A 13,772-nucleotide genomic window follows, 5' to 3' on the forward strand; every position below is an offset into this window, starting at 1 on the left:
ACAATGGGTTGCGTGTATTTCTGAATTCGTTTTCCACCCAGACATTGCCGTGTCAAAACAACCCCACAACAAACGAGGAACAGAACAATGGCGAACAAATCCGTGTTTGCATCGATCAAAGGCCGGTTGCTGCGGAAAGCAGACACTCTGAATGCCCACGCGGCACCGGCCTATGCGTATTCCGATGCCCATGCCCTGGCGCAGGTGGCCATGACCGGCACTTTCGGGGGCATGTTTTATCATAACCCGCAGGACGAGCTGGAATATGTTCTGGCCCTGGCCGAGGCGGTCGAGCCGCGCGTTCTGGCGCAGACGGCGATCTATGCCCGCGAGAAAGGGTTCATGAAGGACATGCCGGCGGTTTTGCTGGCGATCTTGGCCCGGCGTGAGCCGGTTCTGTTCCGTGCAGCCTTTGGCCGCGTGGTGACGAACGGCAAGATGCTGCGCACCTTCGTGCAGGTCATGCGATCGGGTCAGACCGGGCGCAAGTCGCTGGGGTCCGCCCCGAAGGCGATGGTGCAGAATTGGTTGAACGAGGCCTCGGACTGGGCGCTTCTGAACGCCAATATCGGCAACGACCCGTCGCTGGCCGACGTGATCAAAATGGTGCACCCGAAACCGGCTTCGGTCGAGCGGGAGGCGCTGTTTGCCTGGATTGTAGGGCGGCCGTGCGAGGTGGCTTTGCTGCCGCAGGCGGTACAGGATTGGATGGCATTCAAGGAAACCGGCAAAGGTCCGGTGCCGGATGTGCCGTTCCAGATGCTGACGCAGCTGGAGCTCAGCTCGGCCCATTGGGCGCGGATTGCGCGCAAAGGGTCCTGGCAGATGGTGCGTCAGAACCTGAACACCTTCCTGCGTCACGGCGTGTTCGGCGTGCAGAAGAACGTCGATCATGTGTCCGCATTGCTGCGCGACGCCAGGCAGATCGAAAAGGCCCGTGCCTTTCCGTATCAGCTGATGGTGGCGGCGCAGAACGTGGATCCGGCGATGCCGCGCGAGATCGTGGACGCCCTGCATGACGCGATGGAAATCGCGGCGGGCAACGTGCCGAAGATTGCGGGGCAGGTGGTCGTGTGTCCGGACGTGTCCGGGTCGATGACCTGGGCCGTGACCGGGTATCGTGCCGGGGCGACGTCGAAGGTTCGACACGTGGACGTGGCGGCGCTGGTGGCCGCAAGCTTCCTGCGGTCGACACGCGGAGCACAGGTTCTGCCGTTCGATTTCGATGTGCGTGATGTACGTCTGGAGCCGCGCGACACGATCCTGACCAACGCGGGGCGTCTGGCCGATCTGGCCGGGGGCGGGACGAATTGTTCCGCGCCGCTGAAATGGCTGAACGATCGTGGGCGGAGCCCTGATCTGGTGGTGTTCGTGTCGGACAACCAATCCTGGGTCGATGCCGGGAACGGGCGTCAGGCCACCGCGATGATGCAGGAATGGGAGAAGGTGAAACGCCGGAACCCGAAGGCTAGGCTGGTCTGCATCGATATCGCGCCGTACGGGAGCACCCAGGCGCAGACCCGCGAGGACGTGCTGAATATCGGCGGGTTCTCGGATGCGGTGTTTGACCAGATCGCGGCATTTGCCAGCGGTTCCACCGGCCCGGACCACTGGGTCGGCGAGATCGCCAAGATCGACATCTGAAACCGGGGGCGGGCAGGGTGCCTTGCCCGTCCCCAACTGAAACAAAACCGGGCGGAATGCCTGCGGGACTACATATCCAAACTGTAGCCGTCTCGCTGAATCCTTGTCCGCTCGGCTCGAAACGAAGAACGAAAGGAATGAAACGCGTTCAATGCAGGCCCGGCGGGGGCTCGATCAGAAGAACCTGGAGGTTCGACTCCTCCACCTTGGCGGGTGCCCTTGGCACGGGCAGGACTTCATACCGCCGGTCCTGCATTGAACGCAAAACTCTGGCGAATGCCGGTGGAACTACAGCTTCCGGTGCCCGTATTTGTGGGTTCGAGTCCCACCATCGCTTGCGATGTGGCGGAATTGGTAGACGCGCGGTTTTGTTTCACGCCCCACTTGTCGTCAGACCCTAACGAAGCCCGGCGAATGCTGGTGGAACTACAGATTGTTAATCTCCTGGTCGCGGGTTCGAATCCCGCCATTGCCGTAAGGCGATGTAGCTCAGTCTGGTAGAGCAGGCGCGTTTCACCACCTCTTGTCGTCGGGCCACATCTGACCGTAGCTCAGTTGGTAGAGCGCTTGCCTGAAGAGCAGGGCGTCGTGGGTTCGATCCCTACCGGTCAGGCCAAATCAAATGCAGGAGGAATGCCTGCGGGACTACATGGTTTTGCCTGTTCGATTCAGGCCCGCCTGAAAGGGCGCGAATGTCTCGCAAAAGATTGTCCTCCTGACCCGAGAACGAAAGGAACACCAACTGGCGAATGCCGATGGAACTACAGGGAGAGCGCCGTTTCGAAAGAGGCGGAGGTTGCGGGTTCAAATCCTGCTGTCAAGTACGTGACATAGCTCTACACACGCGTTTCATTCCTACTTGTCGCCAGTTCAAACCCATACCCCGGCGAATGCCGAAGGAACTACATTGCACCACCCTTCCAGGGGTAAACCGAGCGGGTTCAATTCCCCTCCTTGCAGGCGCCCAGACGGCAAACGCATCTGCCTATTTGGATGCGGGGCGGGTCCCCGGGTTGTTTCTTCTCTTTTGTCGCCGGGGCTCAAACAAGCATTTCCAGGGAAACAAACAAGCATTTCCAGGGAAAGTGGACACCGGTTTCCCGTCCGGAAATGCGACAATGAAAACTGTTCGGCTGTAGCTCAGCGGTAGAGCGCCTGACTGTTAATCAGGATGTCGCAGGTTCGATCCCTGCCAGCCGAGCCAAACAAACAGGTATGAAGACGTGCAACTGCAGTTCAAAGCACTGGAAGCCGCTCTCGAAGCTAAGCGTTTCGTGACATCGAAAGCTGAAAATGAGCAGGATTACGGTACCCTGCAGTGGGTTTCCGAAGTTTGTTTCGCTCGTCGCGTATACGACGGTCTTATGGCCCAGCTTCGCTTCCAGGGAATGGGAGATGACGCGCTTACGACCCTCCCTATGGACGAAGCACAATACGTGGAGCTCTTTGTCGAAAACGAAGGTCCGGTTTCAGAACTCTACCTAAGGAATCCGGGGGCCAAATCAGACTGGAACAAGCGCGTTAGGTCGTTTCTCAGCGTGCTGGACGAAAAGAAATGAAAGGAACATATTCGGGGGAATGCCCGTGGGAGTACATCGCTTTGGTACGATCCGCCCCAAAAGGGCCTCTCACGATCCCTTGTCCCCCGGACCCGACATGATCACGGCGAATGCCGGCGGAACTACATCACGCTCCTTGTCGCGGGTTCGAATCCCGCTATCGCCACGGCGATATAGCTCAGTCTGGTAGAGCAGTTGCCCCAAGTGTTTCGTCAAACCCTTGTCGCCGTGACCGTTAACAAGTGGAATGAGACAATGACAAATGAAACACAACGCGACCCCGTAACTGGGGATCACCTGAAAGACTGGGGACATCGGCCCGGCAAGCAGTTCCCGAAGCTGCTGAAGAAAGCCAATGAAATGCGGGCCGAGGGCTTTGGCCTGATCCGTATCCGGCAGGAGCTCGAGGCCGATCTGGTGCCGCTGCCGAAGGTAATGGAGCTGCGCGCTCCGGGCGAGGTGGCGTTCCATGAGAACATTGACGCCGAGCATCCGGACGAAGAAGACAATGTGACAAAGGTGCGCGAGACCATGACCGCGCTGATGCGGACCCCGACGATTGATGCCGGGGCGATCATGCCCGATGCCTGCCCGGCAGGGCCGGTGGGCACGATCCCGGTGGGTGGGGTTGCTGCGGCCAGGAATGCGATTCATCCAGGCATGCACTCGGCCGATATCTGCTGCTCGGTGATGATCACCGATCTTGGCAATGCGGACCCAAAGGCAGTGCTGGATGCGGCCCCGTCGGTGACGCATTTCGGGCCCGGCGGGCGGCCGCAGGGCAAGCGCTTCACTGTGTCGATGAACCTGATGGATGCGTTTCGTGAGAACAGGTTCCTTGATAACCCCAAGTCCCTTCGCATGGCGCAGGAACATATGGGGACGCAAGGGGACGGCAACCATTTCCTGTTTGTTGGCCGGTCGCGGTCCACTGGCCGAACGGCGATCGTGACCCATCACGGCTCGCGTGGGCCGGGGGCGGTTCTCTATAAACACGGCATGGCGATGGCCGAGAAGTTCCGCCGCGAGCTGTCGCCTGATACGCCGCAGCAGAATGCTTGGATTCCCGCCGATACCGAGGAGGGCCGTGAATACTGGGCGGCGCTGCAGTTGATCCGGAAATGGATCAAGGCTAACCATAACGCGATCCATCAGGCGACGGTCGAGGCCGCCCGGATTGATGTGGGCGACAGGTTCTGGAACGAGCACAACTTCGTCTTCAAGCGGGGCGACCTCTACTACCACGGCAAGGGGGCGACCCCGGCCTGGGACGATTATGCCAGCGACGCGACGGGTCTGACCCTGATCCCGCTGAACATGTCCGAACCGGTTCTGGTGGTGAAGGGCCGCGATGCCAAGAGCGGGCTTGGGTTCAGCCCGCATGGCGCCGGGCGGAACTTCTCGCGCTCCGAGCACAAGCGCCGGATGGGGTCGGTCACGCCTGATCAGATGCTGAAGGCCGAGACCGAAGGTCTGGATATCCGGTTCCATGCCGGGGGCGTCGACGCCTCGGAGCTGCCGTCGAGCTACAAGAAGGCCGATGGGGTTGTCAGGCAGATCCGGTCTTATGACCTGGCCGAGATTGAGGACTATATCGATCCTTACGGCTGTATCATGGCCGGGGACGTGCCGCCGTTCTGGAAAACCCGGAAGAAGACCCGCCGGTAAAGCCCAAACAAAAAAGCCCCGCCCCGGGATGCCGCGGCGGGGCCGTTATTCTTGCCTGTTGGCTGCGCGATTACTCGTTGCTGAAGACCGAATCCAGCATCAAGAGATTCATCAGCGGCGCATAGCTGCTGCCGTCGGCGATCCAGTCGGCGCGCTTGGAATACCACTCGGCTTTGGTCATGTCGGTGACCGGCTTGTAGAAGGTCGGATTCAGCAGGGCGACCGACCACTTGGCGTACCGCTCGGGATTGCCGTGGCTGAGAACCTCTTTCCACACGTTGGCATTCATCGGCGCCATCATCCAGGACATCATGCCCTCGGGGTTCATCAGCTCGGACATGGCGGCGATCCAGTTCTCAGGGTCGGTGCCGTTCTTCATCCAAGTGTCCCACATCACCGGCTCCGTTGAGCAGCTGGCCATCACGTGGATGGTGTGAGGATCGTTGATCACGCTGAGAAGTTTGAAGAATTTTTCGGGGTCGTTGACGGTTTCGGCCATAATCTTCATATCGGTGAAGGCCTTGACCTGTTCGCGGATCTTCTCGAAATCCTCGACCTCGGCACCTTCGCATTCGCCGTAAATCTCGGCGGCTTTCTCCATTTTATTCTCACCGCCATCGTCGGTGCTTTGCGCCCAGGCTGCGCCGGTCAGGGTCAGGGCGGCAATGACCGTTGCGGCCAGGGTATTGAAGGTGGAAATCATGACAATCCTCCATTTCGTTATCTGAAAGCTGCATTGGCATTAACATATTCAAATATTAATTTCGACAATTTCATTGTCGCAGTTGTTCGGCGCAATAAAATACCCCGCCCTCGTGTGCGAAGTGCGCGGTATCCGTGACCTGTCCCGATCACAGCAAGCAGGGCTGCGGCCCATCCGGCAAGGCGGTTTGTTCGCGGATGTGTTGCGATCCGATTAATCCGACGCTGACAACTCTGCAATTCAGCGAATGGCCGTCCAGCTTTTTCCGTTCCAACGCAGAATGTCGGTTGAAATTGCATGATCGAGCCCGCCGATCAGGTCGTTGACAATTCTCTTCAGGGTCGCAGGCATTTGAGGGTCAGTGCCAGCGTAGTAGATAAGCAGATCACGGGCGGGTATGGCAGCAATAACGCCGCCATGTTTACGCAGTTTTCGGTTCCAGAACTTGGTGTCGAGCAACAGGGAAGATTCGTAGTTCCCGTCGAGCACACGTATCGCTAGACCATTGGCGATGCGTTCGTCTCGGGCGTCGCGCGTCAACCGAGCAAAGTTCTTCTTGGCACGGGACACAAGTGCCGGCGTCGAGGTTTTCAGGGACTTAACGTCATCCTCAATAACGAATGGCGTGGAAGCCGGCAGATCCTCAACCAGAAAGATGCGCATGTTACCGGCAAATGGCACGGAGACCGGGCCGGTTTGGCCCTTTTTAATCTTGATGTAGTCGCGGTGCCGGATGACCGGGTAAATTCGACGGATGTCGGGCGGCCTATTTGCCTGTTCCAGCGCCTCGGCCATCGCATTAACGAATTCATCCAGTAACGCTTTACGTTCGTCATCGCTCTCGGCTGCCTGCAGATGAAGATGGAGATTGTCTGGGTATGAACTCCATTCCATGTCTCCGCGACGCATTTTCAGCGACATGTCGGACCGGTCGATCGTCGCATGTTCGGCGAGACCCGCCGCAAGAAACGCGGCCTTCATCAAGCGCAGCGTATCCATTGGGGTGCTGGGGCGCGGTGTATCCGCCTGGGCCAAGGTGATGGACGCAACGAAAAAGAATACGCTTAGAAACCGATACATGCCTGGAACCCGCTACAACCCCTCAAACTCACACAGGACCTGCACGCCCATGCCCATATCCTCGAGTTTTTTGCGGCCACCCAGTTCGGGCAGATCGACAATGAAGGAGCAGCCGATGATCTCGCCGCCCAGACGTTCGATCAGCTTGATCCCGGCTTCTGCGGTGCCGCCGGTGGCGAGAAGATCGTCGACCACCAGGATTTTCTCGCCGGCAGTGATGGCGTCGTCGTGGATTTCGACCACCGCCTCGCCATATTCCAGCGTGTAGGCCTCGGAGATTGTGGCGCCGGGCAGCTTGCCCTTCTTGCGGACGGGGACGAAGCCGAGGGTCAGCTGGTGGGCGATGGCGCCGCCCAGGATGAAGCCGCGGGCCTCGAGCCCGACAACCTTGTCGATCTGCATGCCGGCGTAGGGGTGCAGCATCTGATCGATCGCCATGCGAAAGCCGCGCGGGTCGGCAAAGAGCGTGGTGACATCACGGAACATGATCCCTTCGTGCGGAAAATCGACGATGGTGCGTATGTAGTCTTTGACGGTTTTCATAAGTGTCCTCAGGTGGTTGCGCGCCTAAGCGTCGCGGTAAGCAGGCCCATGCCGATCAATGCTCCGCCGCCGATCCGGGTGAGCCAGGGCACTACGCCCGGGCGGGTGATGGTGCTGCGCAGGGTGTCCGCCAGAAGGGCATAGGCCAGCGCATTGAGCGAGGCGAGGCCGACGAAGGTGGCGATCAGAATTGCGAATTGCGGTAGGAGGGGCGTTTCGGGGCGCAGGAATTGCGGTACGAAGGCGATAAAGAAAGCGATGGATTTGGGGTTGAGCGCGGTGACGGCGGCGGCGTGCCAGAAGATTGGTGCGGCCTGAATGCCTTCGGGGGTATCAGGCATGGCGATGCCGCCTCGCGGTGCCGAGCGGATCAGTTTGATGCCAAGCCAGACAAGGTAGACTGCGCCTAGCCATTTCAGCACCGTGAAGGCCGTTGCTGAGGCCAGCACCAGTGCGCCAAGCCCTGCAAGCGAGGCAGACATTGCGACGAAATCGCCCAAGGCCACGCCGGTGGCAGAGGCAACTGCAACCCGGCGGCCCTGGCTGAGGGCGTAGCTGAGGACCAACAGGATAGTTGGCCCCGGGATGATGAGGAGAACGAAAGAGGCGGCGACGAAGGTCAGCCAAAGGTCGAGTGTCATGATGGAAATCCCGGAATTGCGGGGTTCATTTAGGGGACGTGATGTCCTTTTGGCAACCGGGTTAGAGCTGAAGGCGCGGAACCGCCGCAGGGTCAAGCATCAGCTCGATCAATACCGGGCCGTTGTGGTCAGGCAGGGCGGCGAGGGCGGCGTGCAATTCCTCCATCGAGGCGACGGTTTCACCATGCCCGCCCATGGACCGGGCCATTGCCGCAAACGACGGCCAGTTGAACAGGGATAGGGAGGGATCCATTTGCCGGTCTTCGAACTGGACATATTCCGCGCCATAGGCCTGATCGTTGCAAACGACCACGACGAGGTTGAGTTTGTCGCGTACGGCTGAGCTGAACTCGGTCAGGCCCCCCAGCATCAAGCCGCCGTCGCCGGCGACCAGAAGCGTTGTCTGGTCGGGTCGGGCTTGGGCTGCGCCGATGGCATAACCGAGCCCCATACCGATTGCACCGGTGGCAATGGTCAGCAGGAAATTGCGAGGGTGGCTGACTGACAGGCGTTTCCAGGCGGTTCCCATGAAGCGCCCACCGTCGCTGACGAAAAGTCGGTCTGCAGGCAGCGCGGCCTCGATGGCGTCCATGGCCGCGGTCAGTTCGACCGTGCCGTTGGCGACGTTGCCGGGTGGGGCGGGTTCCGGCGTGGTCAAGGTGGTGGGGGAAAGTGTGTCCGTGGCCCGGGAGGAGGGGATGTCTGCCTGGTCCAGCCAGTGCAGCACCCGATCGGCCACGGCGCCGGGTGTGCCGACAAGGGCAGCGTCGGGCTGGGCGAAACGACCGATTATACCCGCGTCGTCATCCACCTGGATCAGGCGGCTGCCCGTCAGATACGAACCATGCATGGTGGTGAAGCGGCCAAGGGTGGCACCGAAGGAGATGATGCAATCGGCGCTGGCGATAACGTCGCCCGCCGCCGGTGTGCTGAGCGTGCCGAATACGCCGAGGTTGAAATCATGGCCCTGAAACAGGCCCTTGGCCTTGAGGGTGGTGGCCAGCGGTGCACCGATCCGGTCGGCCAGCCGGATCAGCACTTCGCGCGCCGGGATCGCCCCGCGCCCGGCCAATATGACGGGTCTGCGGGCGCTGGCGATGATGCCGATGGCGTTGTCCATGTCTGGGCCATCGGGGGCGGGGCCGTCCTGGTTCGGGGCTGGATAGGCCACCGGTGCGTCGCTGGTTGGCTCCCACATCATCGCGGTGGGCATGTTGAAGGCGACGGGGCGGCGTTCGACCGAAGCGCGGCGGAATGCGGTGGCAAGATCGGCGCAGGCGGTTTCCGGGGATTTCAGCCGTTCGAACCCGGCGCCAGTGGCGACAATCAGCGCTTCCTGCGCCACGGCTTGCGGGTGCCAAGGGTCGGTGGGTGAGGTGTCGCCGCAGAGGAAAACGATAGGCAGCTGCGCTTTAACCCCTTCAATCAGCCCGGTGAGCGCGTTGGAGACCGCCGGACCCTGGGTCACAGTGACGGCGGCCGTTTTACCGGTCATCGCGGCAAAGCCCAATGCCATGAGTACGGCGTTGTCCTCGTTGGTGGCGGGGATGAAGCGGCCGGCCTCGTTATGAGTAAAGGCATCGGCCATGAAAAGGTTGCTGTCGCCCAAAAGGCCGAACAGGGTGTCGATGCCCTGCGCCGTTAGTCCTTTGGCAAGGGCGACGTGGACGGTCTGAGGGGCGCCGGTCATGGTGATTTCCTCTCTGGCTGGGTTGCAGCCTCGGGGTGTGGTGTTTCCCTGTCAAGCCAAGGCGACAAACCCGGTTAAGCCCGTTGGAACATGGCGAAAATGCCAAAAAATGAGGCAAAAGTTGAGAAATGCAACCATAAGTGTTATCCTGCACGCATTATTAAATTCATTTTTTGAAAAGATTGGAAACGTCATGAAGACATTTGTGACCCTAGCTTTTGCCGTATTCGCGAGCGGTGTTTTTGCGCAAACCTCCTGCCCGGACACGCATTACGAATGCGGGACCGGCATGTGCTGTCCCAAGTAGAGGGAGGGTGACATGTTTCGTAAACTGATTGTTTCGGTGGCTGTGGTCACCGCCATGCTGATCGCGTTCGCATACCTGAACGGGATAAGCAAAATGGATGTCTCGATCAAACACCAGATGCAACGCCATGTTGTGGCCGAGCCTTTCGAGGCTGGTGACATCGTCAAGATTTCCGGTGATGGGCTTCGTATCGAGTCGCTGTTGTGCCGGTCGAACCTGTCGGAGGACAAACGTGCCAGCTCGAGCATTGATGCTGTCTATTACAACATTGTCGATCACTCGCAGGCCAAGTTCTTTGAGTATGTGGACGTGGTCAAAAGCACGGTCGGCCTTGGTGCGTCGGATACACCGCAAGTGTCCGAGCCGTGGCGGCTGCATTTCGTCGGCGAGGTCAACCGGGTGGTTGGCGAGATGGATACGATTCTGGATAACGAGTGTACCTGTGCCGTGGCCAAGGCCGTGATCGAACAACGCGCCAAGGCATGTGTTGTGACCAAGTCGCTGGTGGAAACCAAGCTGGATCAGGATGCCGAAGGTCGGACGGTGATACGGGCCACGATGGGGGTGTCGTTCAGAGACGATGCCATTTTCTTCTACGACCCCAAAGCGCTGAAGGGAATCTGCCCGAACCTGAACACCGAAGCGATTGCCCCGCCGCCGCAAAGCTGTAGCGGAACCAGCGGGTTTGCCTTTGATGTGATGGCCAAGGCCAAGATCGGCCTGATCCGTCAGATGCAGTGACCGCAAGTGCCGGGTGGAGTCAGAGCACCCGCCCGGCAACATCCTTCAGTTTATCTTTCATCGCCGGATCGCGCGCGTCGGGGGCGGTCAGGATGGCATATTCAAGCGCCCGGTCGCAGCCATGTTCGCAAGGCGCACGTTCGGTGCCCAGAAGGGCGGGCAGGCGGGCCACCATGGCGCGGGCCTTGTCGGCATTGCCCATCAGGGTTGCGATGATCTCGGTCACGTCGACCTCGCCATGTTCGGGGTGCCAGCTGTCGTAGTCGGTCACCATGGCGATGGAGGCGTAGCAGAGCTCGGCTTCGCGGGCGAGCTTGGCCTCGGGCATGTTGGTCATGCCGATCACGTCAGCGCCCCATTGTTCGCGGTACATCCTCGATTCCGCGAGCGTCGAAAACTGCGGGCCTTCCATGGCGAGGTAAGTACCGCCATCATGCATGGTCACGCCGGCCGATTGTCCGGCCTCGAAACAGGCTGAGCCGAGGCGCGGACAGGTGGGGTGGGCAACGCTGACATGGGCGACAAGTCCGGGGCCGAAAAAGCTCTTTTCGCGGGCAAAGGTACGGTCGATGAACTGATCCACCACAACGAAATCGCCCGGTTTCATCTCTTCACGGAAGGAACCGCAGGCGGAGACGCTGATGACATCGGTCACTCCAAGCTGTTTTAGCGCTGCAATGTTGGCACGATAGGGAACCGAGGAGGGCGTGTGCACATGGCCGCGCCCGTGACGGGGCAGGAAGGCCATTTTCACGCCGTCCAGACTGCCGGTGAGGATCTGGTCGGAAGGTGCGCCCCAGGGCGTCTCGACACTGACCCATTCGGCGCCTGCCAGGCCCTCGATGTCGTAAATGCCCGAGCCGCCGATTACGGCAATCATGGTATTGGTCATCTGGGCCACCTTCCTCATTTCGATGTCTTGCTGCCGCCTTTGTGGCCGTCCGAATTTGCGAAAGCAAGGTACGGGCGCTACTCTTGTGGTGCGACAGGATCACATTCGGGGGAGCGCGCCATGCGGTTGATCACGGAAATCTGGGGATCGTTTAGGGCGATGCCATTTTGGGTGCAGGTGTGGGTGGCGTTAATCCTGGTGCCGGTCAACATGGCCAGCCTATTGTTCCTGACCCAGCCCGGTGGGCTGTGGGTCGCTTTTCTGGCCAATATTGCCATGATCCTGAACCTGCCGATCCTGATCGCCGAACGCGGGTTCTCGAAACGCATGGCGCTGCCGCATTTGCCGTTCTGGACAGTTCTGGTGCTGTGGCTGTTGCTGGCCCGGCCCGAGGCCCAGGGTGGCTATGCCACCTATCTCTGGCTGGTGTTGATCGTTGACGTGATTTCGCTTGGGTTCGACTATCCGGACGCGTGGAAATGGTGGCAGGGGGATCGTGCGGTGGCGCGCAATGAGGCCTGATCCCGTCCTGCCATGCCTGCGGCGCAAGGCAGCATCGCGCAAATAGCTGCTGGTCACGGGGGTCGATCCGGTCTATTCGGCGCGTTCTGCGCGCGAAATATGACAACAGGACCCCCGATGAAACAGAGCTTTCTAAAAGCCTTTGCCAAACTGGAAATGCCGGATTTGCGTCTGGTTCCGGATGACAAATGGAGCTTTGGCCTATTGCGGACCGAGCTTCTCTCGGGGCTGACCGTGGCGCTAGCCTTGGTGCCCGAGGCAGTGGCATTTGCATTTGTCGCCGGGGTTCACCCGCTGGTCGGGTTGTATGCGGCGTTCCTTGTTGGCTTGATCACAGCGCTGTTCGGGGGGCGTCCGGGGATGATTTCAGGCGCAACCGGTGCGCTGGCCGTGGTGATGGTGGCCCTAGTGGCCGAGCACGGTGTCGAATACCTGTTTGCGACCGTTGTGTTGATGGGGATCTTGCAGCTCATCGCCGGGGCGATGCACTGGGGCAAGTTCATTCGGCTTGTGCCTCACCCGGTGATGCTGGGCTTTGTCAACGGACTGGCGATCGTGATTTTCCTGGCGCAGATGGGGCAGTTCAAGGTGCCCGGAAGCATGGAAAACACCGGCCATGGCATGGGCGGCGGTGAATGGCTTTCGGGTGGGCCACTGATGATGATGTTGGGCCTCGTGGCGCTGACCATGGCGATCATCTGGGTCATGCCGAAAATCTCCCGCGTCGTGCCTGCGCCGCTGGCCGGGATTGCGGTTGTCGCGGGGGTGGTGATTGCCACCGGGCTCGACGTGCCGCGGGTCGGCGATCTGGCCTCGATCAAGGGCGGTCTGCCTGCGTTCCATATCCCGTCTGTACCGCTTAACTGGGACACCTTCGAGATCATCCTGCCCTATGCGGTGATCCTGGCCGCCATCGGCCTGATTGAATCGCTGCTGACGCTGAACCTTGTGGGCGAGATGACCGGCAAGCGCGGCGGGGCCAGCCAGGAATGCCTGGCCCAAGGCGCGTCGAACGTGGTGACAGGGTTCTTTGGCGGCATGGGTGGTTGCGCGATGATCGGTCAGTCGATGATCAACGTGAAATCCGGTGGTCGGACGCGGATTGCCGGGGTGGCTGCGGCGCTTTTCCTGTTGCTGTTCATTCTTGTCGCCTCACCGCTGATCGAGCAGATCCCACTGGCGGCGCTTGTTGGTGTGATGTTCATGGTGGTGATCGGCACCTTTGCCTGGCATTCGATCAAGATCCTGGCGCGCGTGCCGCTGAACGATGCGTTCGTCACTCTGCTGGTGACGATTGTGACCGTGGCCTATGACCTTGCCATCGCGGTGGTTGTCGGCGTGATTGTCTCGGCGCTCAGCTATGCCTGGAACAATGCGCGGCGCATTCATGCGGATATTTATGAGCAGAAGAACGGGACCAAGGTGTACCGCCTTCAGGGGCCGCTTTTCTTTGGCTCCGCAGAAGGTTTTACCGAACTCTTCAACGTGGCGAATGACCCCGATGAAGTGGTCGTCGATTTTGCCGATAGCCGGGTGGTCGATCAATCCGCGCTGCAGGCCATCGAGGCGATTGCGGGAAAATACGAAGCGGCCGGAAAGCGTCTGCAACTGCGCCATCTGAGCCATGATTGCCACCAGCTTCTGACCAAGGCTGGCCACCTGATCGTTGATAGCGAGGATGACCCGGATTACGCGCTGGCGGTGGATTACGAAGTGCGCACCGGAATTTTGGGCGGGCACTGAAAAAGGCGCCCTCGGGCGTCCTGGCTACCCTCTATGACA

At 60.1% G+C, this 13,772-nt stretch carries 12 protein-coding genes and 2 tRNA genes; 8 read left to right on the plus strand and 6 right to left on the minus strand.

Going from position 1 to position 13,772, the window contains the following annotated elements; all coding sequences use genetic code 11:
- Positions 1 to 87: 87 nt before the first annotated feature.
- From RXV86_RS01840 to RXV86_RS01860, 5 genes are all read left to right on the plus strand, one after another.
- A complete protein-coding gene (locus RXV86_RS01840) occupies positions 88 to 1,644 on the plus strand; it encodes an RNA-binding protein (protein WP_316297095.1) in 1,557 nt (518 codons plus the stop codon).
- A gap of 540 nt (positions 1,645 to 2,184) precedes the next feature.
- Positions 2,185 to 2,260, plus strand: a tRNA-Phe gene (locus tag RXV86_RS01845).
- A gap of 513 nt (positions 2,261 to 2,773) precedes the next feature.
- Positions 2,774 to 2,848: transfer RNA gene (locus RXV86_RS01850), tRNA-Asn, on the plus strand.
- Between the two features lie 19 nt (positions 2,849 to 2,867).
- Entirely contained in the window at positions 2,868 to 3,203 is a 336-nt protein-coding gene (locus RXV86_RS01855; protein WP_316297096.1) for a hypothetical protein, read from the plus strand.
- A gap of 255 nt (positions 3,204 to 3,458) precedes the next feature.
- The gene (locus RXV86_RS01860; protein WP_316297097.1) at positions 3,459 to 4,871 is read left to right on the plus strand and encodes an RtcB family protein; all 1,413 of its coding nucleotides are present in this window, start codon (positions 3,459 to 3,461) and stop codon (positions 4,869 to 4,871) included.
- Positions 4,872 to 4,941: 70 nt separating this feature from the next.
- On the opposite strand, the gene RXV86_RS01865 is transcribed toward RXV86_RS01860, so the two are convergent.
- The 5 genes from RXV86_RS01865 to RXV86_RS01885 form a co-directional block, all read right to left on the minus strand.
- Complete coding sequence (locus RXV86_RS01865) at positions 4,942 to 5,574, minus strand: hypothetical protein (RefSeq protein ID WP_316297098.1); 633 nt, start codon at positions 5,572 to 5,574, stop codon at positions 4,942 to 4,944.
- A gap of 240 nt (positions 5,575 to 5,814) precedes the next feature.
- A complete protein-coding gene (locus tag RXV86_RS01870) occupies positions 5,815 to 6,573 on the minus strand; it encodes a DUF1444 family protein (RefSeq protein ID WP_316297099.1) in 759 nt (252 codons plus the stop codon).
- Positions 6,574 to 6,666: 93 nt separating this feature from the next.
- On the minus strand, positions 6,667 to 7,197 hold the full coding sequence (locus RXV86_RS01875) for an adenine phosphoribosyltransferase (protein ID WP_316297100.1): 531 nt from the start codon (positions 7,195 to 7,197) through the stop codon (positions 6,667 to 6,669).
- Positions 7,198 to 7,205: 8 nt separating this feature from the next.
- Entirely contained in the window at positions 7,206 to 7,838 is a 633-nt protein-coding gene (locus RXV86_RS01880) for a LysE family translocator (protein WP_316297102.1), read from the minus strand.
- 61 nt (positions 7,839 to 7,899) lie between these two features.
- Positions 7,900 to 9,528 (minus strand): thiamine pyrophosphate-dependent enzyme, encoded by a 1,629-nt coding sequence (locus tag RXV86_RS01885; RefSeq protein WP_316297103.1) that lies wholly within the window; start codon positions 9,526 to 9,528, stop codon positions 7,900 to 7,902.
- A 319-nt stretch (positions 9,529 to 9,847) separates the two neighbouring features.
- Here RXV86_RS01885 and RXV86_RS01890 point away from each other — a divergent pair, with 319 nt between their 5' ends.
- Positions 9,848 to 10,576, plus strand: a complete 729-nt coding sequence (locus RXV86_RS01890; RefSeq protein WP_316297104.1) for a hypothetical protein — start codon at positions 9,848 to 9,850, stop codon at positions 10,574 to 10,576.
- 19 nt (positions 10,577 to 10,595) lie between these two features.
- Here RXV86_RS01890 and RXV86_RS01895 read toward each other — a convergent pair whose 3' ends face one another.
- A complete protein-coding gene (locus RXV86_RS01895; RefSeq protein ID WP_316297105.1) occupies positions 10,596 to 11,468 on the minus strand; it encodes an S-methyl-5'-thioadenosine phosphorylase in 873 nt (290 codons plus the stop codon).
- A gap of 120 nt (positions 11,469 to 11,588) precedes the next feature.
- Here RXV86_RS01895 and RXV86_RS01900 point away from each other — a divergent pair, with 120 nt between their 5' ends.
- Both RXV86_RS01900 and RXV86_RS01905 read left to right on the plus strand, forming a co-directional pair.
- Positions 11,589 to 11,990, plus strand: a complete 402-nt coding sequence (locus RXV86_RS01900; RefSeq protein ID WP_316297106.1) for a hypothetical protein — start codon at positions 11,589 to 11,591, stop codon at positions 11,988 to 11,990.
- A gap of 117 nt (positions 11,991 to 12,107) precedes the next feature.
- Entirely contained in the window at positions 12,108 to 13,733 is a 1,626-nt protein-coding gene (locus tag RXV86_RS01905; RefSeq protein WP_316297107.1) for a SulP family inorganic anion transporter, read from the plus strand.
- The last annotated feature ends 39 nt before the right edge of the window (positions 13,734 to 13,772 follow it).

The organism is Aliisedimentitalea sp. MJ-SS2 (assembly GCF_032586155.1).
Lineage (GTDB): Bacteria > Pseudomonadota > Alphaproteobacteria > Rhodobacterales > Rhodobacteraceae > JAWHTC01.

Coding starts and splice junctions, on each gene's coding strand:
- RXV86_RS01895 (WP_316297105.1), bottom strand. CDS start 11,468: ATGACCAATACCATGATTGCCGTAATCGGCGGCTCGGGCATTTACGAC.
- RXV86_RS01865 (WP_316297098.1), bottom strand. CDS start 5,574: ATGATTTCCACCTTCAATACCCTGGCCGCAACGGTCATTGCCGCCCTG.
- RXV86_RS01905 (WP_316297107.1), top strand. CDS start 12,108: ATGAAACAGAGCTTTCTAAAAGCCTTTGCCAAACTGGAAATGCCGGAT.
- RXV86_RS01880 (WP_316297102.1), bottom strand. CDS start 7,838: ATGACACTCGACCTTTGGCTGACCTTCGTCGCCGCCTCTTTCGTTCTC.
- RXV86_RS01840 (WP_316297095.1), top strand. CDS start 88: ATGGCGAACAAATCCGTGTTTGCATCGATCAAAGGCCGGTTGCTGCGG.
- RXV86_RS01860 (WP_316297097.1), top strand. CDS start 3,459: ATGACAAATGAAACACAACGCGACCCCGTAACTGGGGATCACCTGAAA.
- RXV86_RS01870 (WP_316297099.1), bottom strand. CDS start 6,573: ATGGATACGCTGCGCTTGATGAAGGCCGCGTTTCTTGCGGCGGGTCTC.
- RXV86_RS01890 (WP_316297104.1), top strand. CDS start 9,848: ATGTTTCGTAAACTGATTGTTTCGGTGGCTGTGGTCACCGCCATGCTG.
- RXV86_RS01875 (WP_316297100.1), bottom strand. CDS start 7,197: ATGAAAACCGTCAAAGACTACATACGCACCATCGTCGATTTTCCGCAC.
- RXV86_RS01885 (WP_316297103.1), bottom strand. CDS start 9,528: ATGACCGGCGCCCCTCAGACCGTCCACGTCGCCCTTGCCAAAGGACTA.
- RXV86_RS01900 (WP_316297106.1), top strand. CDS start 11,589: ATGCGGTTGATCACGGAAATCTGGGGATCGTTTAGGGCGATGCCATTT.